We start from the raw sequence: 26,880 nt of genomic DNA on the forward strand, positions 1-26,880 counted from the left end.
CAAGGCATAGCTGATGCGCATCTCAATCGTCACCTGGTTGATATCGATTTTGCTAAAATTAGCCCTGGTGGACAAGTTCAGGTTATTTGATCGAGCTTTTTACAAGCGGCCGACTTTGATAGTTGCCAAAGAGCTGCTTGGCACGAAACTTTGCAGGCGTTTGCCGGACGGCTCGGTCCTGCAGGCACCCATTGTCGAGGTGGAGGCATACACTGAAGATGACCCTGCCTGTCATGCTTTTCGCGGATTAACCGAGCGCAACAGGGTGATGTTTGGGCTGCCCGGGCACGCCTATGTCTATTTTATATACGGCATGTATTTTTGCCTGAATGTCGTCACAGAGCCCGAAAACACACCGGCAGCGGTTCTGATTCGAGCAATAGGTGTAACGGGCGGTGAAGGACCCGGCAAACTTTGTCGGCTCTGGGGGATCGATAAGTCTCACAATGGGCTGGATTTGTGCGATTTACAATCCGAGCTTTTCATTTGCAAAGGCGATAAAGTGAACAAAAGCGACATCGAGGTTTCCACCCGGATTGGCATCAAGCTGGCTGCAGAAAGACCATGGCGCTTCTATTTGAAAGGACATCCGCATGTTTCGGGACGCAAGAAGAGATAGTCCGGCACGACCGTCTCAGCAAGGGGCGGCGGATACGGAGACCCGACCAATGACAACATGTGCGCTTACTTCGCTTTACTCCAAGCCCGCATTTCGCTGGTTTCTCGTAGTTGCCTGGATGGGGGTTATCTTCGCCTTTTCCAACCAGGCGAACTCAGGTGAGATGACCGAACAGGTTCTGGGCGATATGAACGTACCGATCCGCAAATGTGCTCATATGTTCGAATACGCGATGCTCTTCTGGCTGACCAGGTGGGCTTCTATGACCATCCGTCGTCCGAGCTTCGTAGTGCCGGGCATGTTTGCCTTTCTGATTTGCTTGCTGTATGCCTCAACCGATGAGTGGCACCAGTCGTTCGTGCCTGGACGCAGCGCTCAGATACAGGATGTCGCCGTCGATATGGCCGGATCGCTAATTGCAGCTTTCCTGGTACCTTACTTCTTTGCGCTCAAGTCCTTCTGTTCCAGAACCCGCAGTTGACCATCATCGCTCGTGGCAATTTTCAGTTGCAAGTGCACTGGGTTGCTTAGCTTGCTGTTGGGGCTGACCAGCTCAGCAAAAATGTCCACTTTTCTGGATGCTTCGTCGATGCGCTCTTGCTCAACCTTTGTGATCATGAGCGTCATACCCTGCGGCGTTGACTTCAGTTGTTCCGGTGAGAGCGGAAAGTGCGTCTCTTTCCAATAATTTTCGAGCAGTTCCGGCGACATATTCGCCATTGCATGAACTTGAGAGACCCGGTAACTGGCAGGGTTGAAATCCAACATGTCAGATACGAAAGTGCGCGCGAACTTATTGATGCGTTCTGCCTCTATTGCTGCCACGTCAACCGCCGGTTTTACTTCAGCCTGGGCCGGAGCGGGGTGCCTGACAGTCATAAATTTGTATCCGACTGTCGCTAATACTGGAATGAGAACCAGGCAGGCGGCGACGATACCGATCAGTTTGAAAGGCAGTTTGAGGGGAGCGGTGGGCCTGCGACGGGAGCTACGTGGGCGTCTGGCAGTATAGGCGCGGGTATGGGGTGCCCTTGGGGACCCTGCTTCTAAGTCATCTAGATTCCTGGATAAGGTTTCTTCAGCAGGGGTCGACCACCTTTCTGAGTCAGCTGTTGAGTGAAGACCGACGCGGCTCGAAGCGCGAAACTCTGCACCGGCGCTGCCTAGAATTTTGGATAATTTGACGGATTCATCAGGAGTCAAAAGAATACTGCTGGCCGGAGGAGTGCCTATTCTGCGTTTGACCGAAAGTGAGAACCTCGAATCGACTCGTTTGATTACGACCAGGAAGCCTGATTGAGTGTCGACGACGCGCTCTGTCGTAGTTGGAGACTGCTGCACTACATCTGGTGCGTCAAAAATGTCTCCACTTTCGTCATTTGAAAATGTCGAGGCATAATCGTCCGAAAAAGCCACTCGTCAAGACCTCCATAAAAGAAGAAACGGCCCGAGTTGAAATAAACTCGGGCCGTTACAAGTCAGAAGTTTAGAGATATTCTCTCAGGCGAGAAGATCTTCCTGGCTGTCTCAGTTTTCTGAGTGCCTTGAACTCGATCTGTCTTACGCGCTCGCGTGTTACTGCGAACAGTTGACCGACTTCTTCCAGTGTTCTCTGGCGTCCATCGTCCAGACCGAAGCGCAGACGGAGAACATCACGCTCACGTGGAGTCAGTTCGTTCAGCATCTTAGCTAGATCCTGACGGAGCAACTCGTGGGTCACGGTTGTTTCAGGTCTGTCTGTTTCAGCATCTTCGATGAAATCGCCGAGTCGTGAATCTTCTTCCTTACCGATCGGCGTTTCCAGCGAAATCGGTTCTTTGGCTGCCTTGATGATTTCGTGCAACTTGACCAGTGAAACATCCATGGACTTCGCGAGTTCTTGCTCGGTCGGCTTGCGGTTGAGTTCTTGCGCCAATTGACGAGTTACTTTTTTCAGCTTGTTGATTGTTTCGACCATGTGCACAGGTACGCGGATTGTGCGCGATTTGTCTGCCAGTGCACGGGTGATAGCCTGTCTGATCCACCAGGTGGCATAAGTTGAGAACTTGTAGCCGCGCTCGTGGTCGAACTTTTCAGAGGCACGAATCAAGCCGAGGTTGCCTTCTTGAATCAGGTCCAGGAATGACAGGCCTCTTCCAATATATTTCTTTGCGATTGAGACAACCAAGCGAAGGTTGGCTTGTACCAGCTTTCTCTTAGCGATCATGTCGCCCTGGAGAATTTTACGAGCCAGTTCAATTTCTTCGTCTGGTTTGAGCAGTTGAATGCGACCGATTTCGCGAAGATACAAACGAACGGAATCTTCTGTGGCGATTTCTCTGCTTGAAGGCAGTTCTACTGGTTCATCGTCATCATCGAGGTGATCTTCTTCGTCATCGATGATCGTAAATGCATCGGTTTCGTCGGTGAGATCCAGCTCTTCTAGTTCGTTGCGCTTTGCGATGTTCTCATCTTCTACGAGAACTCCGCCCATTCCTCTGCCTTCATTGTCTCCGGATTTTGCTTTAGCCATAGGTTCCTCGTTTTAGCTTCTGACAATAAATGACGCGAACGCGTCTACTGCGCTGCTTATTAGAAATCTCTTAGTTCATCCGATGTTTATTTGCTTACTTGTCTGTCCAACGAGGTGGACCGTTTATCAGGATGAAGAGTTTTCAGTAGCAATCTCCGCGGCAGTATCATATGTGCGTAATTTTCAGTTTCGGGGTTTCTATACAGTTCCTTCAGATTTGCCGAAACTTGTCGTTAACGGCACTTGAATGAGCTCTTGAAAACCTCTTTATATCTCGGATTACGCCAGGTGCAGGACGTTGCTTGGCAACGACTGCTAAATGAGTATAAGTGCGCTCAAGCGGTCGTGCGCATCGTGTTAAGCTAGTTTAACTGCTGCGGTAATTACTAGTGCAACTGTGGATTCTGCCAACTGGTGAGCTTTTCCGCAATTCTGGATTTTGATTCTTTGGAAGTTTTAACAGAATCTACTTGATTAACGGGCTCAAAAAATGCGATAGGCGCCTGCTTTTCGTATTTACACCAGGGCTGCTTTAATCGCCAGGTTCAATTCGAGCGTCTACATTTATATGTATAGAGGTGCTTGCTGAGAGGCGTTCCATTTTTCTCTGGAATGAGAAATAGATTTGTGTTGCCTATCAATTACCAAATGTCGAATTGATTGCAATGGTAGTGGTATTGAATATGATGCCCAGCAAATTTTAGTCGAAAAAGGCCTGCTCGATGTACGGTGGAGAGCAACGCTTGATTTTGTTATCGACTATTTCAATATTGACTTTCACAGCACGCCCATCAATGGTCTTGTTGTTGAGGCAGTACCGCTGAAACCATTTTGGAGAAATGCCGCCGTCGATATGGAAATTTTTCGCCAGTATTGTTTCGTCGGCACCAGGTGGTGCGCTGCTGTGGATTAGTTGAACAATCTCGCTGGATGGTCCGGTACGATCTGAAAACCAGCTGTTGCCGATGGAAAATCTGTCTGGTGCGCCTGAATAGAAGTTCAAAACTATTGCTGTCGGACCTATTATGTTAACTGTGCCGATGGGCAACAGATGTAGCGGTTTCAAACTTTCATAAGGCACGCAGACGGCCGATCGCAGGCACGCATCTAAAAGCTGAGATGGCATGTCTACTTCATCGAGGCTGGTTTCAACGGTGAGATTTGCTTGTCCGGCGAAACTACTTATGAAGGGTACGTTATAAGTGAACTTCGGATTAGAGGGTGAGGTGACTTTCGATGAAACGATTTTCGAGGATCGGGAGATCTCAGAGAGCTGCTGCGATAACGTTTCTTTCTTGGATTGTCGTTTGATTTCTATATTGAACACACCCGGTGCCTGTGCGAATACTTGGTGGACCAGACCGGTCTGATATGCGAACACGATGGCTGTTGAAGCGAGAATGAGGTTTCGGGACGAAAGTTTCATTACTTCATCTTACTTGATAGTAAGTCAGCTTGGACTCAAGACGGCATCGGGATCAGATTTAAGTGGATCAAAGAGATCGCCCCCAGATTTAACAGCATCGGGATCATCTATGAGTTTGATTGCATGGTTGCTCTCAATTGCTTTCTTAACAGAGGGTGGCAACTTGGCGACATCGGTTACGAGAGTCAGGTGCAATTTGGAAAGTGCTTCAGGATTGAGTTTCTCCACCAAGTTTGCCTCAAGAATCAGCTGCTTCAGGTTAGGCATTTTCATGACTGCTCGCCAGAAATCAGCTTCTTGAATGGTATCAGAGTGCATATTTAAGACTTCTAGAGAATGCAATTCGGGTAAAAGTGCTATGTCGTCTGTGTTCAGCTTGCATTCGATGATCGAGAGCCGGCGTATGCCAGTTCCACCTGCTAGCTTCTTGAGAGCAGGCGTTATGCCGACAATGTTCTCTAGTTGTAGTACTTGTAATTGTTGAAGATTTTCCAATTCCGCTAATTTTGACCCGCTAAGTGGGCCATCGACGTTATCTATCAGTATGTTTCGCAGAGTCAGCCAGCGAAGGTGAGTAAGGCCGCCGAAACTGTAGAAGGATTTTGCCGTCATCAATTTTTCGGATAGAGTCAAGATTCTCAATTTGTCTTGCTCAGATATGGCGCGTAAAGACTGATTGAGTGGATCTGGATCGACATAGCAAGTGTGAGGAGCGAGAACTATACCGTCAAACTCGCGTGGATGAAAACAAGGCCAGATGTTCGGAGCAACCAGAATAACTCCATCTACGGAAAAAATGAGTTTCGCGTCGCGCGGTACTGTTTGACGTCCTCTGGCTTCGACGCTTCTCAATTTGCCCGCTTCCCACCAGTAAATCTTGCCCAGGCTGTGCTTTTGTGAGCTTGGGAAGTTGAAGATTTTGTTGGTCCCGGCGATAGTTGAATAGTATGAAAACCCTGTATCCAGGTCGAATACACCTGTACCTGTCGACTCAGTTGTCTTAGTGTCATGTTCACGCGTGGATGTCGGGCTTAAGTACTGTTGCGCGGCAAAAGTGAGAATTGCACCGAATATAATACCTATGGCGGCGCTCACCAGCGATGTAGACAATTGCAACTGTCGATTCTGGCGCAGTGCGATGGATTCGGGCGAGACACTGATGCCTTTGAAGTCTCCCCGGGCAACCGCTTCCAGATCTTTTGCTACGGCGGTGCAATCTTGATAGCGATCTCTGGGATTTTTCTCGAGCATCCGACCAATTACTTTCTCCAGAGCTGGTGGGTACGACTCTCCGAGAGACGCTTCCTTCAGGGAAGGCATTTTGGCCGTATTGTGTTGCATCATAATTTCGAGTGCGTTAGTTCCTGCAAACGGTGGTGCACCAGTCACAGTTTCAAATAACATGCAGCCCAGAGCGTAAATATCGCTCCGACCATCCACTCCCGTTCCCATGCACTGTTCAGGGCTCATGTAGAGCGGCGTGCCGAAAATGTCGCCCGTTGCAGTCAGTGTCATTGCGTGCGTGGCATCGGATGACTTCAATTTTGCAATGCCGAAGTCTACGATCTTCGGGACGAACTGCATAGAACCCGATGAATCACCAGACAAAATGACGTTGCTGGGTTTAAGGTCTCGGTGAACAACGCCCTGCTCATGTGCGTAGGCGAGGGCGCTGCACAGGGGGAGGAAAAGTTGAAGCGCTTCCTTAACCGATGTCTTGCCATGCTGTTTCAAGTATTGGCTCAGTGTCGGACCTTCCACGAGGTCCATGACGAGATACGGCTGAGTGCCGCCGATCATTCCGAAGTCGACGGCTCGAACCAGGTTGGGATGTTGCAGGCGGCTTGCTGCTTGAGCCTCTTTGTGCAGTCTAAGTGTAGTCACTTCTGAGGTACTGAGAGGGTTAAGGGTTTTCAAGGCAAACTCTTTTTTCAGGGCAACTTGAATTACTTTATAGACGCAGCCGCAGCCACCTCGTCCCAGCACCGAGACGATCTGGTAGCGCTCATCGATGCAATCCCCTGGTCCGAACTGTTCCGACGGGAACGTTGGGGCAGAACCTGATGAATGGGCGCCGTTTGCGGCAGCACGGTCTTCATGCTCAGTCGCATCTGCACTCGCATTGTTGGTCGCATTCGAACCAGCGTCGGTCTGAATTGTGTCCACGGCGCACCTTGTGAGATCTCTTCCTCTTTTATACCCAGCGACAGGCGGTTGCTCTCCTGTTCACTTCTTGGTGGTAGTATGCACAGGTTGGTCAGGACCTCATTATTGGGAAGATGCGTTTCTTCGGGCAAAATCCAAGAGAATTCATATACGGTTTGGTGCTTGTTATTCTTTGCAGCGCCATCGCTGCGATTATGAGTGAATATGTACATCAGCCGGCTACTTTGCTGATCGTTTACATGATAGGCATCGTCTATGCTGCCACCAGATTTAGTGAGACCGCTACATATTGCACATGTCTTCTCAGTCTCATCGCCTATGACACTTTATTCCTGTCTGCACGCGGGCAATTAACGCTGCTCGACCGAGATTCATTGTTTACTATTGCCGGTGTTGTCGTAGTCACTGTTGTCATTGCGCGAATGTCTTCCGCAACTAGACGTGAATTTACGGAAGCTGTCGAGAAAGAAGCTGAAACTCAATTGATCTACAACATGAGTTGCGATCTGGCGAACACTCATGATGCAGAACGACTTGCGTCAATTGCTTGCAATCACATCACCCGGAGTTTCGACAGACCGACCCTTTTGTTTGTTCTCGCTGACGACGGAGTTCTGAAACCCTGTAAACATACTAAGGCTTCCGCCGATCAACTGGCCGCTGCCAAAATGTGCCTGGAGCAGAAACAGATGTGCAAAATTGGCTCCAGTGAGACGCACAGCCAGGGCATTTACTTGCCTCTGAAGGGTTCGCTTTCAATTGTTGGTGTACTTGCAGTGACTGGCTCTGAACTTGATTCAATCACCAGCCATTCCACCCGATTACTTGAAACGCTGGCAAATCAAGCAGCTCTTGCTATTGAGCGTTCTGTACACTGGGACACTGCCGAAAAAAGAAAAGTCCTGATGGAAACTATCAAGATGAGAAACGCTTTGCTCAGCTCCGTCTCGCATGACATTCGCACTCCCCTGGCTGCCATAATGGGGGCGGCCAGTGTATTGAAAGATGACAGCGGCGCTGTCACGGTCGAAGTGAGTCGCGAGCTGGGCGCTTCCATTTTCGGCGAAGCAGATCGCCTGAATAGATTTCTTTTGAACTTGCTCGACATGACCAGATTGGAATCAGGTTCTGTCAGGTTGCATAAAGAATGGAACAGCATCGAAGAGTGTTTTGGTGCTGCGATAAGCCGCACTCGAGAACAACTTGCGCCATTCAAAATTGTCACTAAGATTCCCGCCGATTTGCCGCTCATTCTTATGGATGCTTTGTTGATTGAGCAAGTTCTGGTCAACTTGCTGGACAATGCCGCTAAATATGCCATCTCCGGTACTGAGATTGTCATGACTGCTGAAATCGAAGACGCAGTCGTGAAGGTGTCGGTGCTCAATCACGGAATGGGCATTGAGGAAGGCGAAGAAGAGAAAATTTTCGACAAGTTTTATCGTTCGGGGTCGAACGACACTATATCTGGTATCGGTTTGGGTCTCACTATTTGTCGAAGCATCATTCACTTCCATGGAGGCAAAATCTGGGCTGAGCGTGTGCAAGCTAATGTCACACGTTTTGTTTTCACATTGCCTGCCAGTGAGATGCCGCCGACTGTTGTCGCTGAAGAGGTGCACAATAGTGGTTGAGTCTCTGCCGTTGATTCTGATTGTTGAGGATGAACCCGAGATTCGTCGCTTTCTGCGAGTTAGCCTGACTACCAATGGCTATCAGGTGGCTGAGGCGACTCGCGGGCAGGAAGCATTGAATCTAGTGGCAGATAAGACGCCTGACTTGATCATCCTTGACCTGGGATTGCCCGATATGGATGGCAGCGACGTCGCCAGGAAAGTCCGAGAATGGTCTCACGTGCCTATGATCGTTCTCTCTGCCCGCAATCAGGAAGTGGATAAGGTCAGAGCTTTTGACCTTGGTGCCGACGATTATCTAACCAAACCTTTCGGGGTTTATGAGTTGCTTGCCCGAATTAAAGTAGCACTCAGGCATGCCAGCCTGGCGAAGATGGATCAGCGGGAACCTATTTTTGCGGCCGGTCAAATTCGTATCGACATGGCTAAGCGTCTCGTCTTTCTAAATGATGCAGAGGTGCACCTGACTCCTAACGAATATAAGTTGCTGCTTGCACTCGTGCAGAACCCTGGCAAGCTTGTCAGTCAGCAACAATTGCTGCGAGAAGTATGGGGACCTGGTTATGCCAAAGAAGGTCATTACTTGAGGGTTTATATGGGGCAGTTGCGCCGAAAACTCGAGGTCGACCCGGCTAATCCCAGACATTTGATCACCGAACCTGGTCTTGGATATCGCTTTTGCGAGTGATCTATTAGCCGGTTTTAACAAAAATTTCGAATCTTCAAAAACCCCACTGGCAGCTCTTTTATGAATGTGCCTGTTAATCACACAGCTCATCTTTACGGCGCCTTTACGGGTGGTCGGTGTTTGATAGAAGAGTAAGGAAAGCAGGAGTCCCTTGAAAATGGTCAAGAAGCCCAGAAATTTTGATTGTGTCTTGAGTGGTGTTTTGAAGAACGGCACCACACCTCGAGAAATGTTGTGGTCTGTTCTTAAGGAGAGATCCATCACTTTCGGAATTCTTCGCATAGTTGACGCTGATAGAAACATCGAAGGAGAAGTGGGGATATTTCAAAGCACCTTCGTTGTAGGTGCGTCGATAAGAGGCGGCAACTACACTGCCTATGAAGCGTTAAAAGTGCTTCTTACTGTTAAGAATGGGTCTTTCAAATATATGAGTTCTGCTGAGCCGCTGCCCTCAGATCTAGATAACCTGGAGCGCATTCGACTGACGTCATTAATTAGCATCTGGCCCAATTTCCCGCATTCGCCGGAAGCTTTGAGTTACAAAAACTCGATAAGCAGAATGCGCGGAATAAAGCCAGAAAGTGAAAAGGACGAGACGAGCGGAGCCGACACAAAAGATTCTAAAGAAAGTGAAGTCCTGGCCATCGATCACAACGTGCTCAAGCAGCTCCAGGCGTGGGACGAAAGGCACATGCACATTCGCGCAGCAGCCTTCTGGTCGACATTCGTCGCTGTCTCTTGCATAGCAGCTCTGCTGGGTATTGCCGGTTAAACAGGCAGCTCACTGCGGCTCACTGCTCACTGCTTACTGCGACTGCCTGGTCTTCGTGGCTTTCTCTTGCAAGACTTGCAGCTGGTCCCGAATTTCGGCGGCACGCTCGAAGTCCAGATTCTTGGCCGCTGTCTTCATCTCTTTCTCTAGTTTGCGAATCACGTTTGCTACGTTCGTTTTTCGCTTTGTCTTCTCGTCGTCGCTTTCGTACTTATCCTTGGGCTTGAGGAAATCGTCGTCTTCGACATTGAAGAAATCATCGGGCTTTCCACGCAACTGCTCGAGCAGGGTATTTGTGTGTTCCTTGACGATGGTGGTCGGAATTATATTGTGTTCTATGTTGTAGGCTTGCTGAATGGCTCGGCGCCGTTCTGTCTCGCCGATTGCTTTTGCCATTGAATCGGTGGTGCGATCGGCGTAGAGAATTACTTTTCCATCGACGTTTCGTGCTGCACGTCCAATGGTCTGTACAAGCGATCTTTCTGCTCGCAGGAAGCCTTCTTTATCTGCTTCCATGATCGCAACCAGGCTGACTTCGGGCAAATCTAGCCCTTCTCTTAACAGGTTTACTCCGACCAGCACATCGAACTGACCCATGCGCAGATCCCGCAGCAACTCGATTCTCTCCAGCGCAATGATATCGCTGTGCAACCATTTCACACGAATGCCAATCTCTTGCAGATATTCTGTCAGGTCTTCCGCCATGCGCTTGGTCAGAGTCGTGACCAGCACCCGTTCTTTGCGGGCTGCTCTGTCTTTGATCTCCTTGATCAAATCGTCAATCTGACCTTTGATCGGGCGAATTTCGCAAAGCGGATCGATGAGACCGGTCGGGCGAATGATCTGCTCTACGACTTGCTCACTGACTTCTAATTCCCAGTTGCCCGGGGTGGCGGAGACAAAGACGACTTTGCCTACTTTAGCCCAGAACTCTTCGTGTGTCAGCGGTCGATTGTCGCGTGCGCAGGGCAAGCGGAAGCCAAAATCTATGAGGGTATTCTTTCGCGATCTATCGCCGGCGTACATGCCGTGCAGTTGCGGCACGGTTACATGTGACTCGTCGATGAATGTGATGAATCCATCGCGACCGTATTTGCGCACGAAATAGTCAATCAGTGTCTGCGGTGGTTGCCCGGGCAATCGTCCTTCCAGCACTCTGGAATAATTCTCGATGCCGTTGCAGTAGCCCACTTCGTTCAACATCTCGATATCAAAACGAGTGCGCTGCTTCAGCCGTTGTGCTTCGACAAGCTTGCCCTGTGATACGAGTTCGCCGATGCGCTCCTCAAGCTCGATTTCGATCTGCGCGATGGCCGTCTTCAATTCCAACTCGTCAGCTACATAGTGCTTAGCCGGATAGATGCGGATCATATCGGGCAGCTCTTCAATTTCGCCTGTGACAGGGTTTACGACAGCGATGCGCTCGATCTCGTCGCCAAAGAATTCGACGCGAATGACGCGCTCTTCGTAAGCCGGGTAGACTTCGACAACATCTCCACGCGCTCTAAATCGGGCTCTCTCTATGACTATGTCGTTGCGTTCGTAGTAAATATGCACCAGTGCGCGCAAGAAATCATGACGATCGAAGACCTGCCCTTTGCGAACTTCAATGGCTGCAGACAGATACCTCTCCGGTACGCCGAGACCGTAAATACAGCTCACTGAGCCAACTACAATGACGTCATCTCTCTCCCAGATTGATCGGGTCGTAGAGTGTCTGAGTCGTTCGATCTCCTGGTTGATGCTGGCTTCCTTTTCAATAAAGGTGTCAGTGCTGGGAATGTATGATTCCGGCTGATAGTAGTCGTAATAGCTGATGAAGTACTCCACCGCGTTATTCGGGAAGAAGTCTTTCATCTCGTTGCACAGTTGCCCCGCCAGTGTTTTGTTGTGCGCAAGCACAAGCGCGGGCATCTGTGACTCTTGAATGAGCTGTGCCATGGTCATCGTCTTGCCGGAGCCCGTTACGCCCAGCAGTGTCTGATAGCGATTCCCTGCTTCAATACCTTGCTTGAGCTGGGCTATCGCCTTGGGCTGGTCACCGGCCGGCTTGTGTTTTGAGATGACCTCGAATCGAGTCATATTCTGCTGCGTCAGCGGGAAGGATCCAATGTCAGTCTACACATCAAAGGCGAGACTTTTACGAACGGCTATGAAGAAACTTTGAAAAGTCTTTGTGACGCTACGAAGAAACGGCTTTTTCGTCCGCTGCCGGAGCTTGTGCCTGGGTGGCAGGTGCTGGAGTGGCGGCTTGCGCAGTCGGCGCGGGCTGCACGTCTTTCTTTTCTGCTTCGTTTATTCCTGCTTTCACATCATCCGACACATCAGATAGTGCCTTTTTGAAGTTACCAATGCCCTGGCCTAAAGCCTTTCCGAGCTCAGGAACTTTTTTCGGTCCGAAGACCACGAGAACGACGACTCCGATGATGGCGATGTCTACTGGACTGCCGAGCATATTCCTTGCCTCTACGTGTACACACTGACAATCCTAACACAATAAGTACTGGTCAGGGTTTCAATATTGTTCATGGTGTTGGCAAGAGGCGCTGTTATTGCTCTTTTTTCGGCACCGGTGGTGCTGGAGGAGGATTCGCGCTGTTGTAATAGATAGTTAGCGGCATCATCAAGGGAAAGCTCAGGTTTTTGGCTCGGCGCCTGTCAGCCAGTTCGGCAATTGCGGCGTCAACCAGCACGTAATCTTTGGTTGTGCCTTCGCCTTCCAGGTAGTTGGCGATGGTTGAGGCATCGATTGACGCATTAGGCTTGTTGTTTGTGAAATTTTCGCTGTTCATCGTCGTTATTTGACCTGGATAGCAGCTTTCGGGATTCAGACGAATCCAACGCACTTTATGAGCCAGCCAGGCGTTGTATTGCATGGCAATGTGCGGGTGGTCAGGCTGCTTCTGCAGGTGGTCGATGTGCGTGCCCAGCACTGTAATCATCAGGTATGGGTAGTCTTTGGCGATTTTTGCGTAATATCCTGAGCCATCTCGCTCGCTGTAGAAGGCTTCACTTTCACGCAGTGTGGCCATGCGCTTAGGCCAGTTGATGACGTGTTTGATTTTTGGTTTGGGCGCTGGTTCTGGTGCAGCACCTTTGACCGGCTTTTTGGGTGGAGGCGGTGCGTGCTGGTGTTCTGCGAGTCGCTCTTTCGGGTCGGGAACATCTTGCACCCAGCGGTCGAACAGCTTCATGGTCTGCAGCGCGCTGCAAACTTCAGGCGGATAAATCTGTTTCTCCAGACCGACGTCAATTGCGTATGAGAGTGCGAATTCTGCTGATTCGTCCCAGACACCATTTTTGTTTTCATCGAAGTACAAGACACCAGGTATCTCCGGTTCGCCAAGTTTCTTGTGTTCGCCTTGATTGCGTGTCACGGCACCATCCCACTGCAGCTTTTTCCAGTCGACTGTGCAACTGCCGGTGGCGGCACTGCCCTCCCTATAGTGTTTGTTGGTGAGCAGATCTTTGGTTCCCCCTAAGTTAGGAGGAAAGAACAGCGGTCCGATCGGGCACTCGTAAAAAACTATCCAGTTGATCAGAGAGCTTAATTCTTGTGAAAACTTGGCCAGCGTGACCATTACTATGTTTCCGCCGTTAGACCAGCCGACCAGACCAACGTTTGTTGTTGCTACTTTTACCGGCAACAATTCACCAATGTAATGTCCTTTCGTGTCGGCAATCTTACCGGCAGCGAAGAGTATTACATCCTTCAATGCAGTTTGGGACTCGGGTCCACGATAGTCATAAATGCCGCCTGACTGGAAATTTGGCTTGCCGCCACCTGGAAAAGCCATGCGCACTTCAACGAAACCAACTTGTGCCGCGTGCATCGTGAAAGTCAGCCCGTCAGCGCCGTAGCCACCAGGGGCGATGACCGCTACAGGCGCACCATCCTTATAACGCGGTTTTTCCGGGTAGATCATATTGACCGCAATGCCGGCGCCCGGCGCCGCCTGTGATGGCACATAGGTACTCACAGATTCTTCAGGTACGAGTTTTGGTACCTTCAAGGTTGCCTCTGGGAAGTCGCCCGCAGCCTGAGCTGGCTGTGGAAGCGTTCCAAATAGAGTCGTGACTGCCATCACAACTGAAAGAATCGTCAGCACGGATTTTTTGAGCATGTGTCTTTTAAGGAATGAGTGCTTGAAGCTTGGAGAAATCTGCGATTAGTTTGTAATGAACATCAAGTTTGCGCAAAAGGGCATGCCTGTTGTCGCGAATCTTCTCGTCTTTATCATTCACCATAACACCGTCGAAAAATGCGTGCACTGGTTTTGAGAATTTACTCAGTTCGTTTTCCAGCAGAGCATAGTCTTGCTCGGTGTGGAACGTCTTGTGCTCTTTCATTCGAGGCTTCATGAAATTTGTGTCGAATGTGTCATAGGCGGCGCTCAGAACTTTCTCTGCATCGAGTGAAAGCAGCGCGTCATTAAAGTCAGATTCGCATACTTTGTCACCGAGAATTTTTCTGACGCGCAATCCGGCGCGCGCAACGTCGAGACCAGCTTCTGTCTTTAGCAGTGTCTCTGTGGCACGACACCGCACTACGACGTTGGGCAGATTCCAGAGCGGGTCGCGGGCGGCCAGCACAGATTCGATTACTTCTCTTGCAAAACCCATATCTTGCAGTTTGCCGCGCAGTCTCTGCAGCAGAAACTCGTGCAGCTCGGCGGTGATTTTGTTTGCGTCATATCCGCGCTTAGAATTTTTCAGAGTCGTATGTTGTTCGAACCACTTCACTTGAGCGGCAATCAATGCGCTCAGGTTTACTGGTATCTCTTTCAATCCATCGACAAGAACATCGATTATGCCTTGAGCTTGCCTGCGCAATGCATAAGGGTCGCTCGATCCGCTTGGACGCTTGCCCAGCGCGAACAGCCCGACCAGGTTATCCGTCTTGTCCAGCACTGATGCCAGTTGTCCGACTGTATCAGTCGGGATTGAATCGTCTGTTGAGCGCGGTGCATAATGCGATGCGATCGCATGCACCACTTCTGGTGGCTGACCTTCCTGCTCGGCGTACCATGCCCCTACATAGCCTTGCAGCTCGGGTAGCTCGCGCACGAGGTTTGTGACCAGGTCAAGTTTGCATAGTTCCAGAGCTTTGAAGAGTGGCTCTGCATGCTTTGGTTCAAGGTGTACATCTTTGATCAGCAGATCTGCCAGTGCGACCAGCCGTTCAATCTTAGAGGTGTAACTGCCAAGACCTTCCTGAAAAGTCAGGTTCGAGAGGGCAAGCCTGTGCTCTGACAGCTTGGTCTTCTGATCGTCAAAGTAGAAGAACCGTCCATCAGCCAGTCGTGCTTTTAAAACGCGTTCGTTGCCTTGCTTTATCTCTGCCTGTGCTTCATCGAGATCGTTGTTGGCGATAGTGATGAAGTGAGGAAGCAGTGATTTTTTCAAAACTGAATTTTTGTTGCCGTTCGATTCGGTTTGAACTTTCTCTACCGGGAAGTATCGCTGGTGGTGCACCATGATTGTCTCGATCAATGTGTCCGGCAAATCCAGATATTCTCTGGCGAAATCACCCAGCACCGCGCGGGGCCATTCAGTGATATGCACCACTTCTTCGAGCAAAGAGCCGCTCAGCTGCTTGGCTTTTCCGTTGACTTTCTCTGCCAGTTCCTTGACTTGCTTTTCGATTACTGCCTGACGCGCAGAAGGCTCAACCAGGACCTTTTTGTCTTTCAATTTAGCGACGTATTCGGATGGATTGTTCAGCTCAACGGTTCCCGGCGAAAGAATGCGGTGACCCATAGAGTGGCGCCCTGCCGTCAAACTTTCTAACTGGAACTCAACTACTTCGTCGTCTAAAAGAGAAACCAACCAGCGAATCGGGCGCGAAAACTTGGTCTCGTAAGCGCCCCAGCGCATCAAGCGTTCGCCGGAGAGTTGTGTAATCATCTTCGGTACGATTTCTGCCAGTACTTCGGCTGCCGATTTGCCTTCAGTCGTAACGTTGGCGATTACGTATGTGATACCGCCGTAGTCTTCTCTCTCAAGTTGCTCGACGCTTAAATTGTTTCTTCCTGCGAAACCAGTCGCGGCTGGTGTCGGTGTGCCGCTCCCGTCAAAGCACTTATCTACCGGAGGACCCTTCACCTTCGATGTCGTTGTGGCCTGCTTGTTTGCAATGTCATTCACAATAATTGTCAGACGACGAGGGGTGCTCATTGTCTGCATGGACTGGAATGTGAGGTTCTTGCTCTTCAGCCCGTCCGTCATTAATTGTTCGAGTCGAGCTTCGGCTTCGGGAATGAATCCGGCCGGCAGTTCTTCAGTTCCAATTTCAAGTAGATAATTTGGCATTGCAACGGTAATCCAGAAACGATAGGACCCTCAATTATACGAGGAGCGGCGCGATTCCTGGCATTTGCCGAACTTTCTTTACAGCAAGTGGTCAAGAGATTGAGAGAGTATACTGGTTAAAAGTTTGAATCAGTGTCTATTTCGGCGCGTACGGTCTCCAGGTTATGCAAATTAATCGAAATCCCAAGCTGATGATTGTGCTCCTGGTGGTTGCCATGATCGGTGGAACGTTGTTTAGCATAGTCTGGGCTGTCGTCTGGCCCAGGTTCCATACATCTCTGGTGCTGGGCAGCCTGGAGCCACCCGAAAAGGCTGGAAAAGATGAACGGGGCGAGTATTATCGAACTCGGCTGGAGAAGGCGATCAACAATAAGTTGCCTGCTGAAGTGATTGCGCGCACGGCATTTAATTATGCTGAGTGGTTTCGTTTCGAGAAGTGGAATTATCGGGAAGCCAAAAAGGCTTACGACCGTTGCGTTGAGTTGTGCAATGTAAAGGATGCAAGCGGGGATGTGCGCACCATTCAAGCAGACGCGATGATCGCGTCTGCCGACATCGACCACCACTTTTATCTCACTGGTGACGGTAAACCTCCTGACCCCGAGATTGCGTTGAAGGCTCAAAAGCAGCAAATTCAAGCCGCACACGATATGGGATATACCAACGACGCCAATGACGTTCAACGGCAGCGTCGCGCACAAGAACAGATTGCCACGTTCTTGAGCGACAACAAAGATTATTCCAGAGCCTTGAAGTATATAAATGAGGCGGAGGAAGGCGCTAGACGGAACAACGCTTCACCCTACAGTCAAGCATCTGTGATGGTGAGGAAGGCGCGGGCATTGACCGGTCTGGGAAAGACTGCTGAGGCGGATAAATTATTCATTGCGGCGATCAAAGTTACCGATGATGCTTACGGTGGAGGTTCTGAAGAGAGTGAAAGCTGTTTACATCTCTATTCCGACCCATTGATTCGTGACGGGCAGGTAGAGCGGGGCAACAAAGTAAAAGAGCAGCAGGACGATGACAACGTCTGGTAACTTGTAGATTCGCCTGGGTAACCGCTCTGCGTAAGAACTCTGCGTAACAGCTCTGCGTAACAGCCCTACTTACTATTTAGAAAGTAGGGCTGCTCTGGTTTTGAAGAAATACACCTTTTTCTGCCAGGTCTGAATGTCGATGTTTTTTCCTAGTTTGGTGAGAAGTTGCTTAGCAAGGGCCTTTTGATTAGCGAGGATCGCAAATCGCAAGCGAATGTTCTGAGTGCTTATGCTATCTGGATACTCCGCTAAAATCGCCTGAAATCCTTTGTCTATTCTCGACCATTTTAAGTTGGGAAACTCAGTCATAATGTTGTCGTATAAGCCGTAACTGAGTATGCTCCAGGCTAGTCTTGCATAGAGCTTGTCACCATCGGCGCCACCAACTCGGTCCGCCAGTTTGCCTGCATAGTCGGCCCATTCCGTTTCGCCGCCGTGCCATCGCGGCTGCAAATAATAGACTTGATGAAAGTAGTAGTCACAGCGACCGGGAAATTTTTTTACGGCCTCGTTGACGAGCTTGTCGTATTGAGCGCGGTCCCAACCTTGCCCGAGAGCGATTCTCTGGGCAAATGAGTAGAGCTTAGGACAGACACTTTTTTGTGCTTTGGCTTTCTCAAACACTTGAGCACCTTGCGTAAGCCGTTCTGAAAAGACCTTCCAGCCATCAGCCGAGACGGTGTCGGCGTATCCTGAACCTCGGGCGCGCCACGCATACGCGGCCCAGTAGTCTACAAGCGCCGCTGGTGCAGTCTTGGAATCAGGATACTGAGTCCACCACTGATTTAAGTCTTTCAGTCTGGTGTTCCAGTCTTCTTCTGTCGCTGATTCGGGTAAGTCTAGCTGTTCGTAGAAGATGCTGATCGCCGTGCGACCCCGTGCATATTGTTTTTTTGATCTGAGTGACTCAGCCAGGCTATCGAGAGCCGCGTACTGGTGTTTTTCCATCAAAGCCGGCACAGTCTTGCTGAGTGATTTCTCGACTTTCTCTTCGTCCGGGTCGCCGTGATGTACCGTCCAACCCAGTGTCGACACTCCTTTCATGCCTGAAATCTCACCTGCCGCGCCTGCAATGACTTGCGTGCATAACAAAGTCGACAGGAGGCTGAAAGTTAATCCGAAATGCCTTTTCACTCAATTCCCTTGTGATTCGTGCGCTTCGCACTACAATATTATGTCATTACCTGGCGCTAGGAGTTTGCATGCCACTGGCAACATTAGACACACCGAAGGGAACCATCAAATTGCATGTCTGCAAGGATGGCACTTTTGAAAATACTGAATGGATCGATCTCTACGAAGAGGCTTTTCCACCTTCGCAGCGGCAACAACTTGATGATGTGCAGCGCCAGCTGAAAGATGGCGTCATGGAGTTGGACGAGACTCGAGATTCACAAGAAGAAATTTTATGCATGACGCTTACTGAAGTTTTTGGGGGCGACGAGAGTTCAGAGCCAAACTTGTTGCTCGCTTGCTATACAGCCGTAGCCCATCAAATGCGCGGTCTTGGTATCGGTTCGATTCATCGCCGCAAGTTAGGTGAATTGCTCAGCACAGAATATCCCGATTATCTCGGTATCTTCAGTGAGATCGAATCGACTAAAGAGAAGGGAGTCGATGTGAAGGACATGTTGATTCGCACCAAGCGCAAATCATTTTTCATGAAACTCGGATTGATTCCAGTTGAAATAGATTACCTGTTTCCAAGCTATGTTCCAGGCGAGCCACCACTCGAGGGGGAACTGCTCTGGGTTCCTTTTGGACCACCTGAGTTGCAGAAGTCAGTGCTTGAAAAGGTTCTCAGGCGAATTTATGTCGAGGGATACAATCTAGATCACTCTGATCCACTGATTGAGCGTGTTCTAAAAACAATCAAGCTCAAATCACCCGCATCATCCCTGGTGGCACTTGGTTAGACTGACTTACACGGCGCTAACGACAGAAATTTCTGTCTGTACTTTGATGTCGAACGACTGGCGAGGTTGAATTTTGCCGGTTCGTGAATTGCACGTTAAAGGCTATCGTTCCGTTCGCGATGTACGGCTCAGGCTGAAGCGAATCAACGTTTTGGTTGGACCAAATGGATGCGGAAAAAGCAATCTATATCGTTCCATGATGCTTATTTCCGCCGCTGCCACCGGCCGTTTCGCTTCCATTCTCGCCAATGAAGGCGGCATGGCATCAGTGCTATGGGCGGGGCGGCACCACAAGCACGAGAAACCTCGTCTTCTCCTGGAAGTGACGTTGAAAGGCATGAGTTATTCGCTCGAGTGTGGGCGAGTGCCAATTAGCGAACGTCCCCCGGAGCTTGCCTGTTTTTCGAACGATCCGGATATTAAAGTCGAAGAGGTGAAATATCTCTCTAAAGATAAACCGCCGGTCAGTCTGGTCAAGCGCGTAAAGGGTGGAATCACTGCGCGCAACATGGATGGCCGGCGAGTGCAATATCCGCTTTCGGTGCACGGCAATGAATCAGTGTTGTCTGGGCTGCGAGAGCCACAGAAATTTCCCGAGTTGTCTGCGCTGCGACAGGAATTTTTGAGCTGGCGCTTTTATCATCATTTCCGCACTGATATCGCTTCTCCCTTGCGTCTGCCTCAGGTTGGAGTGATGACGACTGTTCTTTCAGATGATGGTTTGGATGTAGCTGCGGCGCTGGCGACGATAGAGGCGATCGGCGATGCATCGGCTCTGGAGCGGGCAGTCGATGATGCATTTCCCGGTTCCAGGCTGCATATAGAGTCCAATGCTGGTGAGTTTGCCTTGAGGCTGCACATGCCAGGCTTCAACAGATCATTTGATGGTCTGGAAATTTCGGACGGCACCTTGCAGTATCTCTGTCTTGTTGCGGCTCTGCTTTCGCCTCGCCCTCCAGCATTGCTCGCTTTGAACGAACCTGAAACGAGTATTCATCCTGACTTGAGCGAAGCACTGGCGAAGCTGATCGTGCTAGCCTCTCGAAGATCCCAGATCTGGATTACGACTCACAGTTATGAACTGGCCAAATTTATCGCCATGCATGGCGGAAACGAGCCAATTGAGCTGGAAAAGAGAAATGGTGCGACAAGAATCAGAGGCAGCGGTCTGATCGATCGAGACGAAGATGAGCCTGTGGAAAGCGAGCCTGATGGAGATTTCCTTGATCCGGATGAACCTGAAGAAGATGAACAGCCTGAGCTGATGCAGGAGCAAGATGATGACGACGACGATGACGATGATGATTATTAGGGAGCAGAAATAATTGTCGCTTATTGATTTTAAGGTTTCGGGATATCGGTCAATTAGAGACCTGTGGCTCAAGCTGCGCCCTGTCAATGTCATCGTTGGTCCGAATGGCTGCGGTAAGAGCAACCTGTACAGGTCGATGTATTTACTGCATTGTGCGGCTCGTGGTGAGCTCGCGCAGGCGTTGGCCGAAGAAGGCGGCATGAGTTCAGTGGTGTGGGCCGGCAAAAAAGGTAAGCACGATATCAATGCTTTGAGCTTGTCGATGAGGTCGGATAAGTACGAGTACACGATGGTTTGCGGCCCGGCTGGTGAAGTCGGCAAGCCGGAGATATTCAAGCTTGACCCTGAAATTAAGAAGGAAGATATTTTCCTTTTGAAAGATGGTCATAAACATTCGTTGATCAAGCGACGAAAGTCTTTTATCGAAGCACGGGATGCTGCCGGTAACAAGCTTGAATATACGATGAAAGTTCTGGATAACGAGTCTGTTCTTTCTGCCCTGCGTGATCCGGTCAAATTTCCTGAACTGTTCGCTTTACGTGAAGAGATGCTGAACTGGCGTTTTTATCATCATTTCCGTACAGATGCTGAGTCACCGCTGAGGAAGAGTCAGATTGGTGTAATGACTCCCGTATTAGGTCACGACGGCAAGGATATCGCAGCAGCTTTTGAGACAATCCGCGAGTGTGGAGATGTGGAGTCGCTAACCGAGGCTCTTGAGGGAGCCTTTCCCGGCTCAAAAGTTTTCGTCACCACCAATGGTGCGCGAAGAGTGTTGAGTATGATGAGCAAAGAATTTGGACGTCCGTTCGATGCCCAGGAATTCTCTGACGGCACTTTGCAGTACATATGTCTTGTGACGGCGTTGCTTAGTTTGCGAGCGCCTACACTTCTGGCTTTGAACGAACCGGAGGCAAGCCTTCATCCGCAGTTGTTCCAACCCCTGGCGCAGCTGATTGTGCGAGCTTCTGCCGATACTCAGATTTGGTTGACGACGCATTCCACAGAACTTGCTGATGCAATCTTAGAATTGGCCGGGTATGACGCTCTGGAACTGCAGAATGTGCAGGGCGAGACGAGGCTGAAAGGCGCAGGACTAGGTGGTTACAGAGAAAATGACGATGTTGAAACAAGCTGAACGTGCAGACTCAGTTCTTTTGTTTATTGCCGTGTTTCAATTCCCATTCAATACCTAATCCCAGCACCAATACGATAGTAGCCAGCACCGTGGGCAGTGCAAGCGCTCTCAATCCAAAGGCTTGTTCGCAAACGGCGCCAACGAAACAGCCCAGCGAGAACCCTATGATTACAGGCAGTGTTCGTCCCCCACGCAATCGGGCTTCATGGACTTCATGCGCATCTGCATTGAGGATAAGCGTTCCCACGTCGACCGAGAAGCGTGTCACATTGGTCGTCATAATGGCTGTCGAAGGAGCATTTTGTATTGCTATTTGTGCCATAGCATTTTGCACCGCCATTGCTGAAACACCCAGCATTCCTGCAAAAACTGTTACGAGCTGACCTTGTTGCGGGTGCTCGCCCGACATCAAGCAAAGAATGTGGAATCCGGCTATGCACAACAATTGAAGCAAGAGCAGCAGTCCCAGTGGTCCTGCATGTTTCAAGATCAGGCGACCGGCGAGTACGCGTGTGCCGCATACAACGATGGCGAAAAATGGTATCGAGAGAACCTGTGATAGATGTATCGGTTCATGAGAGGCAAGATGGGTGCAAATCAAGACCAGGTTGCCAGTGATGTGGGCCGTAAACAAGCCATCCAGACCGAGATAACCGATGACGTCTGTGGTTCCGGCGACGAGACTTAGCAGAAAGAGCAGAACGCGTACTGAAGGTGCATCGGCAGATGGTATCTCGCGGTTTGCAGTTGTCATTGATTCCTCGATCCTGGTCCTGAACAGACGAAGGCTCCAAGGTATCATGCTATTGTTTAGTCGCGTTCGGCTAAATTGTCCGCCTTAATGACAATTAGCAAGCGGCCTTAGCTGCTTGAGCTAACTGCCGGTGGAGTCCCGTGAATCCCGATGAACAAAGCAACTCAGAAAAATTCGATTTCAAAAGAATCAACTGGATTTGTGCACGTCCGCGGCGCGCGCGAAAACAATCTGAAGAACGTCGACCTCGATATTCCGCGCGATGCACTGGTTGTTTTTACTGGTGTGTCAGGATCCGGTAAGTCATCGCTGGCGTTCGGTACACTCTACGCTGAGGCTCAGCGTAGATATCTCGAGTCTGTTTCTCCCTATGCTCGACGATTGTTCCATCAGATGAGCGTGCCTGAGGTTCAATCGATCGACGGACTGCCTCCTGCGGTGGCTTTGCAGCAGCAGCGTGGTTCTCCGACTACTCGCTCGTCTGTCGGCAGTGTGACAACGCTGTCGAATTTGCTGCGCATGTTGTATTCGCGTGCCGGTACATATCCGCCCGATCAACCTCATCTCGACGCAGAATCATTCTCGACAAATACTCCACAAGGCGCTTGCCCCAAGTGTCATGGACTTGGTCGTATCTATGATGTAACGGAAGAGTCGATGGTGCCTGATCCAAATTTGACCATTCGCGAACGAGCAATTGCCGCCTGGCCGCCGGCCTGGCACGGGCAAAATCTGCGTGACATTCTCACCACGCTTGGTTACAACGTCGACATTCCATGGAAGGATTTGCCCAAGAAGGATCGTGACTGGATCCTGTTTACTGACGAGACGCCGAACGTCCCTGTTTATGCGGGTTTTGATCCGGATGAGGTGAAGAAAGCCTTAAAGAAAAAGATGGAACCGAGTTATTACGGCAATTTCTCGAGTGCAAAACGACACATCTTCTATAACTTCGCCAATACACAAAGCCCGGCGATGAAAAAGCGCGTCATGAAATATATGATCAGTACTGATTGCCCCGATTGCCATGGTAAGCGACTTCGCAAAGAGTCTCTGTCGGTTAAGTTTGCAGGCTTCGATATTGCTGATATGTCGAAACTTCCGCTTAAGAATTTTGTTTCCATTCTGCTGCCTTACGCCGATGGAACTGCTCCTGCTCTGAAGAAACTGGAAAAAGATTCTCCAGAAAAGGCGATAGTTTCACGTCGAATTGCTGAAGATCTGATTGCTCGTATTAACGTTCTGCTCGAACTGGGATTAGGCTATCTGGCACTGGATCGAAGCACACCGACCCTTTCTCCCGGTGAGCTTCAACGCTTGCGTTTAGCGACACAGGTACGTTCGAACTTATTTGGAGTCGTATACGTGCTTGATGAGCCTTCCGCCGGTTTGCACCCTGCTGACACCGAGGCGCTACTGTCGGCGCTCGATCAGCTTAAAGCGTCGGGCAATTCGTTGTTTGTGGTTGAGCACGATCTTGATGTGATCCGCCGGGCTGATTGGATAGTAGATGTTGGTCCGGCTGCCGGCCAGCATGGGGGCGAGATTCTCTATAGCGGTCCAAGCGACGGACTGGCAAATGTTGAGAAGTCGCAAACGCGAAACTACTTATTCGCGTCTGAGCACAACTTGAATGGAAAACAACCTCGTCAGCCTAAGGGATGGCTCAAACTTGCAGGAATTACTCGCAACAATTTGAATAAGCTCGATGTTGATTTTCCGCTGGGTTCATTCACCACTGTCACCGGTGTTTCAGGTTCTGGAAAATCCAGTCTGGTCAGTCAGGCACTTGTTGAACTGGTGGCCGGAGAGCTGGGGCAACAGATTTCAACTGCTGAGGATGAAGGAGAAGAGCTGGAGCGTGCAGCTGTGGCGCCAACGGGCGGCAAGATAGCCGGCGGTATGAGTGGTGTCAAGCGACTGGTGGTTGTCGATCAGAAATCGATTGGGAGAACGCCTCGCTCAAATCTGGCAACTTACACTGGTTTGTTCGATCACGTTCGTAAATTGTTCGCTGATACCAAAGCTGCACGGGCGAGAAAGTATGATGCTGGTCGCTTTTCCTTCAACGTGGCGAAGGGACGTTGCGAGCACTGCGAAGGCGAAGGGTTCGTAATGGTCGAGCTGCTATTTCTGCCAAGTGTCTACGCACCTTGCCCTACTTGCCACGGAGCTCGCTACAACGCTAAGACGCTGGACATCAAATTTCGCAATAAGAATATAGCGGAAGTGTTGGAGATGACTGTCGATGCTGCGTATGAGTTTTTCGAGGATGAACCGGCGCTGAAGCGTTCTTTCGGTGTGTTGCGCGAAGTGGGTCTGGGGTATCTTCGTCTGGGGCAACCAGCAACCGAACTATCAGGCGGTGAAGCGCAGCGCATTAAGTTGGCGACTGAATTGCAGCGCGTGCACCGTGGTGATACTTTGTACGTTCTGGACGAACCGACAACCGGCTTGCATCCTGCTGACGTAGAGCGTCTGATGAAACAGCTGGAAGGTCTTGTGGATTCAGGCAATACCGTTATTGTAGTTGAGCATGAGATGCGCGTTGTTGGTGGCAGTGATTGGGTGATCGATATTGGACCCGGTGCCGGGGATGAAGGTGGCAATGTCGTCGCCGCCGGTCCACCGAGAGTGGTTGCTCAGGTGTCTGAGAGCCGCACGGCAGCTTACCTTGACCGCTTCTTACGTTCTGAGTGAATCGTTTAACGCTTCATTTTTTTCTGCCGCTCCAGATCAAGCATCGCTGTAGACGGGCGACAGCCCCCGATTTCGATATCGAGGGCTAGCCCGCCGCTGTAAAAACTTTTTCGTGGTTGTTGAGTCGCCTGACCTGTGAGGTTGCGGAACAGATCGGTGACCGGATTTGGAACGTTAGCCGAGGCGATGTAGTTCGGGTCAGTCATTACCAGACCGGTGCCAACTCTTCCTCTGCCCAGCCTGGCAGCAAGTTGTTCGCCGCCGCCGTATTCCTGCAATTCGCACCAATTAATCGGATTTCCGGCAAGCGGCTGCCCTGCGTGCTTACCACCGTTAATGGTGCCAAGTCGTTTGACGTTATTTCGGAAAATTACGATCGGTGTTCTGTCTTCCTGAATCCTCGTATCAGCAATAGTCGAGAACTGCGCATCGCTTGTGACACCAGGTGGAAAAGGATCTTTATCGATGATCCTGCGTGAGATGGTGCCTTCGCGCGTGAATTCGTAAGCGTAAACCTGATTTGATCCAGACTGAAATTGTTCGTTCAACATCGTTCTGACGGAGTCAATGCGCGGTGTTAGATGACCGCTTCTCAGCCAATAATAGAGGTTCTCTGAGAACTCGTGGGCGGTTGTATTTTCGTAATCATTTTGCAGTCTCCGTTTCCGTGCCGACAGGTCTCGCTGGTAGTCACCGCCAGTGACATCGTAACGCAGCAGTTGCCTGTCGCGGAAATTAGTGTCGCTCAGAAAGTCGCTCCATGATGTCAGACCAGCCACCGGACCGCTCGTGAAGCGGAGTGTCATCACCCCTCCTGCACCCACATCGGGAAGCGAGTAAGGTTGGCAACAAGCGGCAATGGGCATCTTAGAGAGAATTGTTCCGGCATAGGGCGTTTCTGGTCTATGTACTTTCAGCACTGTTTCAATTTTGACAATTGAGCAGATATGCTCCTTATCTCGTGGCTGAAACTCTTTAGCCAGAACAATTGTCGATGTGTCGCCCAATCCGGCGAATGTGAATGGTTTCCCTGCTGCGGGCAGCTTGATGAAGGGCTTGATGAACCCTTGCTGCGTGTTTTCAGGTTTCACTTCGGACAGTTGCAGAGGCTGCGTCACAGGGATTGTGGTTCGGCCTCCTTCCCGCAACCAACCGTTGCTCAACTTGATCGATTCCAGTTCAACGTTGACCGGTAAGTTTGCTTTCAGATATTTAGTCACGTCCTGGAGCGGATCGACCCGGGCTCCCTGCATGTCCAGCACCTGTTGCTTCTGATTGCCGCTGAGTGCCTGGCTGAGTGTGTTGTTCAAGGTGTCGATTGTCTGCTCTGCTGCGAGTCGATCCCTTTCTGCCAGTGCAGCCATCGTCGGGTTTCCTAGATCGTGCGCGAGGATTGTGTTTTGCCTGATTGTACCGATCAGTGTGTTGATTCCCAGGACCGGAAGCGGTTCTCCATCGTCAGCGATCGTTCCTTTTCCAATTGGAGCGTAATTGCTCAGAGCCACGTAACCAAAGTTAGGATCATTGATAACTATCCTCGCCATGTCGTTCGCCGCCAGTAAGCCGGCGGCGTCGACTACATTTTGTACGCGATATTTATCAACGGTATACATCCCAAACTGACTGGCGATGATAATCAGCGGCACAATGACCAGGCAGCAGCATGCCACGATGATGACAAATACGCCGCCGGCATTGTTTCGATAATTTGTTTGCCTAACTTTGGCTACGTGATTCATTTTTCCTCCGAGTTGAGTGAGCTAGTGTGTGTGTGAATTTGACCTTTTGCCTTGTTGCAATCGGGTCAGTACCTCCGTGCGAACTCAGTCGTCGTTATTTGCAACGCCACGGTCGTGGCGGTGGTTTGATGCTCCGCCACCATTTGTTGGCG

General features: G+C 50.3%; 20 protein-coding genes and 2 pseudogenes. 10 read left to right on the forward strand and 12 right to left on the reverse strand.

Annotated elements, in window-relative coordinates; all coding sequences use genetic code 11:
- Positions 1-13: 13 nt before the first annotated feature.
- Positions 14-619, forward strand: a complete 606-nt coding sequence (locus EKK48_11010; protein ID RTL42512.1) for a DNA-3-methyladenine glycosylase — start codon at positions 14-16, stop codon at positions 617-619.
- Positions 594-1,100 (forward strand): hypothetical protein, encoded by a 507-nt coding sequence (locus EKK48_11015; protein ID RTL42513.1) that lies wholly within the window; start codon positions 594-596, stop codon positions 1,098-1,100. Before EKK48_11010 ends, EKK48_11015 begins: the two co-directional genes overlap by 26 nt.
- Here EKK48_11015 and EKK48_11020 read toward each other — a convergent pair.
- The 4 genes from EKK48_11020 to EKK48_11035 form a co-directional block, all read right to left on the reverse strand.
- The gene (locus tag EKK48_11020) at positions 1,055-2,035 is read right to left on the reverse strand and encodes a hypothetical protein (GenBank protein ID RTL42514.1); all 981 of its coding nucleotides are present in this window, start codon (positions 2,033-2,035) and stop codon (positions 1,055-1,057) included. The genes EKK48_11015 and EKK48_11020 overlap by 46 nt on opposite strands.
- A 70-nt stretch (positions 2,036-2,105) precedes the next feature.
- Complete coding sequence (gene rpoD / locus EKK48_11025) at positions 2,106-3,131, reverse strand: RNA polymerase sigma factor RpoD (GenBank protein ID RTL42515.1); 1,026 nt, start codon at positions 3,129-3,131, stop codon at positions 2,106-2,108.
- A 700-nt stretch (positions 3,132-3,831) separates the two neighbouring features.
- On the reverse strand, positions 3,832-4,557 hold the full coding sequence (locus EKK48_11030; protein RTL42516.1) for a hypothetical protein: 726 nt from the start codon (positions 4,555-4,557) through the stop codon (positions 3,832-3,834).
- Between the two features lie 24 nt (positions 4,558-4,581).
- Entirely contained in the window at positions 4,582-6,723 is a 2,142-nt protein-coding gene (locus EKK48_11035; protein ID RTL42517.1) for a serine/threonine protein kinase, read from the reverse strand.
- 113 nt (positions 6,724-6,836) lie between these two features.
- On the opposite strand from EKK48_11035, the gene EKK48_11040 reads away from it, so the two are divergent.
- The 3 genes from EKK48_11040 (at position 6,837) to EKK48_11050 (ending at position 9,817) form a co-directional block, all read left to right on the forward strand.
- Complete coding sequence (locus EKK48_11040) at positions 6,837-8,357, forward strand: DUF4118 domain-containing protein (protein ID RTL42518.1); 1,521 nt, start codon at positions 6,837-6,839, stop codon at positions 8,355-8,357.
- Positions 8,275-9,045, forward strand: coding sequence for a response regulator (locus tag EKK48_11045; GenBank protein RTL42519.1), 771 nt, complete (start codon positions 8,275-8,277; stop codon positions 9,043-9,045). The genes EKK48_11040 and EKK48_11045 overlap by 83 nt, the downstream gene beginning before the upstream one ends.
- Before the next feature lie 157 nt (positions 9,046-9,202).
- Entirely contained in the window at positions 9,203-9,817 is a 615-nt protein-coding gene (locus EKK48_11050) for a hypothetical protein (protein ID RTL42520.1), read from the forward strand.
- Positions 9,818-9,850: 33 nt separating this feature from the next.
- On the opposite strand, the gene uvrB is transcribed toward EKK48_11050, so the two are convergent.
- The 4 genes from uvrB to EKK48_11070 form a co-directional block, all read right to left on the reverse strand.
- A complete protein-coding gene (gene uvrB / locus EKK48_11055; protein RTL42521.1) occupies positions 9,851-11,899 on the reverse strand; it encodes an excinuclease ABC subunit UvrB in 2,049 nt (682 codons plus the stop codon).
- Between the two features lie 100 nt (positions 11,900-11,999).
- Entirely contained in the window at positions 12,000-12,272 is a 273-nt protein-coding gene (locus tag EKK48_11060; protein RTL42522.1) for a twin-arginine translocase TatA/TatE family subunit, read from the reverse strand.
- A 94-nt stretch (positions 12,273-12,366) separates the two neighbouring features.
- Positions 12,367-13,941, reverse strand: coding sequence for a hypothetical protein (locus tag EKK48_11065; GenBank protein ID RTL42523.1), 1,575 nt, complete (start codon positions 13,939-13,941; stop codon positions 12,367-12,369).
- Positions 13,942-13,948: 7 nt separating this feature from the next.
- Entirely contained in the window at positions 13,949-16,129 is a 2,181-nt protein-coding gene (locus EKK48_11070; protein ID RTL42524.1) for a glycine--tRNA ligase subunit beta, read from the reverse strand.
- A 164-nt stretch (positions 16,130-16,293) separates the two neighbouring features.
- On the opposite strand from EKK48_11070, the gene EKK48_11075 reads away from it, so the two are divergent.
- Positions 16,294-17,169 (forward strand): hypothetical protein, encoded by an 876-nt coding sequence (locus EKK48_11075; GenBank protein RTL42525.1) that lies wholly within the window; start codon positions 16,294-16,296, stop codon positions 17,167-17,169.
- Positions 17,170-17,241: 72 nt separating this feature from the next.
- Here the strand turns inward: EKK48_11075 and EKK48_11080 are convergent, their stop codons facing one another.
- Entirely contained in the window at positions 17,242-18,303 is a 1,062-nt protein-coding gene (locus EKK48_11080) for a DUF4034 domain-containing protein (protein ID RTL42526.1), read from the reverse strand.
- A gap of 68 nt (positions 18,304-18,371) precedes the next feature.
- Between EKK48_11080 and EKK48_11085 the strand changes: the two genes are divergently transcribed.
- Positions 18,372-19,085, forward strand: a complete 714-nt coding sequence (locus EKK48_11085; GenBank protein RTL42527.1) for a hypothetical protein — start codon at positions 18,372-18,374, stop codon at positions 19,083-19,085.
- Between the two features lie 73 nt (positions 19,086-19,158).
- A pseudogene (locus tag EKK48_11090) lies at positions 19,159-20,244 on the forward strand (recombinase RecF).
- A 14-nt stretch (positions 20,245-20,258) separates the two neighbouring features.
- On the opposite strand, the pseudogene EKK48_11095 reads toward EKK48_11090, so the two are convergent.
- A pseudogene (locus EKK48_11095) lies at positions 20,259-20,390 on the reverse strand (peptidoglycan-binding protein).
- 20 nt (positions 20,391-20,410) lie between these two features.
- On the opposite strand from EKK48_11095, the gene EKK48_11100 reads away from it, so the two are divergent.
- The gene (locus EKK48_11100; GenBank protein ID RTL42528.1) at positions 20,411-21,535 is read left to right on the forward strand and encodes a recombinase RecF; all 1,125 of its coding nucleotides are present in this window, start codon (positions 20,411-20,413) and stop codon (positions 21,533-21,535) included.
- Between the two features lie 10 nt (positions 21,536-21,545).
- Here the strand turns inward: EKK48_11100 and EKK48_11105 are convergent, their stop codons facing one another.
- Positions 21,546-22,337: a DUF1275 domain-containing protein gene (locus EKK48_11105; GenBank protein RTL42529.1), complete on the reverse strand. Its 792-nt coding sequence runs from the start codon at positions 22,335-22,337 to the stop codon at positions 21,546-21,548.
- A 102-nt stretch (positions 22,338-22,439) separates the two neighbouring features.
- Between EKK48_11105 and uvrA the strand changes: the two genes are divergently transcribed.
- Complete coding sequence (gene uvrA, locus EKK48_11110) at positions 22,440-24,989, forward strand: excinuclease ABC subunit A (GenBank protein RTL42530.1); 2,550 nt, start codon at positions 22,440-22,442, stop codon at positions 24,987-24,989.
- 5 nt (positions 24,990-24,994) lie between these two features.
- Here the strand turns inward: uvrA and EKK48_11115 are convergent, their stop codons facing one another.
- Positions 24,995-26,728: a hypothetical protein gene (locus tag EKK48_11115; GenBank protein ID RTL42531.1), complete on the reverse strand. Its 1,734-nt coding sequence runs from the start codon at positions 26,726-26,728 to the stop codon at positions 24,995-24,997.
- Positions 26,729-26,880 lie beyond the last annotated feature (152 nt).

This window comes from Candidatus Melainabacteria bacterium (genome assembly GCA_003963305.1).
In the GTDB taxonomy this organism is placed as follows: domain Bacteria; phylum Cyanobacteriota; class Vampirovibrionia; order Obscuribacterales; family Obscuribacteraceae; genus PALSA-1081.

Excerpts from the sequence above, each read along its gene's own strand:
- EKK48_11010 (RTL42512.1), top strand. The coding sequence starts at position 14 with ATGCGCATCTCAATCGTCACCTGGTTGATATCGATTTTGCTAAAATTA.
- EKK48_11015 (RTL42513.1), top strand. The coding sequence starts at position 594 with ATGTTTCGGGACGCAAGAAGAGATAGTCCGGCACGACCGTCTCAGCAA.
- rpoD (RTL42515.1), bottom strand. The coding sequence starts at position 3,131 with ATGGCTAAAGCAAAATCCGGAGACAATGAAGGCAGAGGAATGGGCGGA.
- EKK48_11030 (RTL42516.1), bottom strand. The coding sequence starts at position 4,557 with ATGAAACTTTCGTCCCGAAACCTCATTCTCGCTTCAACAGCCATCGTG.
- EKK48_11040 (RTL42518.1), top strand. The coding sequence starts at position 6,837 with ATGCGTTTCTTCGGGCAAAATCCAAGAGAATTCATATACGGTTTGGTG.
- EKK48_11045 (RTL42519.1), top strand. The coding sequence starts at position 8,275 with ATGTCACACGTTTTGTTTTCACATTGCCTGCCAGTGAGATGCCGCCGA.
- EKK48_11050 (RTL42520.1), top strand. The coding sequence starts at position 9,203 with ATGGTCAAGAAGCCCAGAAATTTTGATTGTGTCTTGAGTGGTGTTTTG.
- uvrB (RTL42521.1), bottom strand. The coding sequence starts at position 11,899 with ATGACTCGATTCGAGGTCATCTCAAAACACAAGCCGGCCGGTGACCAG.
- EKK48_11060 (RTL42522.1), bottom strand. The coding sequence starts at position 12,272 with ATGCTCGGCAGTCCAGTAGACATCGCCATCATCGGAGTCGTCGTTCTC.
- EKK48_11065 (RTL42523.1), bottom strand. The coding sequence starts at position 13,941 with ATGCTCAAAAAATCCGTGCTGACGATTCTTTCAGTTGTGATGGCAGTC.
- EKK48_11070 (RTL42524.1), bottom strand. The coding sequence starts at position 16,129 with ATGCCAAATTATCTACTTGAAATTGGAACTGAAGAACTGCCGGCCGGA.
- EKK48_11075 (RTL42525.1), top strand. The coding sequence starts at position 16,294 with ATGCAAATTAATCGAAATCCCAAGCTGATGATTGTGCTCCTGGTGGTT.
- EKK48_11085 (RTL42527.1), top strand. The coding sequence starts at position 18,372 with ATGCCACTGGCAACATTAGACACACCGAAGGGAACCATCAAATTGCAT.
- EKK48_11105 (RTL42529.1), bottom strand. The coding sequence starts at position 22,337 with ATGATACCTTGGAGCCTTCGTCTGTTCAGGACCAGGATCGAGGAATCA.
- uvrA (RTL42530.1), top strand. The coding sequence starts at position 22,440 with ATGAACAAAGCAACTCAGAAAAATTCGATTTCAAAAGAATCAACTGGA.
- EKK48_11115 (RTL42531.1), bottom strand. The coding sequence starts at position 26,728 with ATGAATCACGTAGCCAAAGTTAGGCAAACAAATTATCGAAACAATGCC.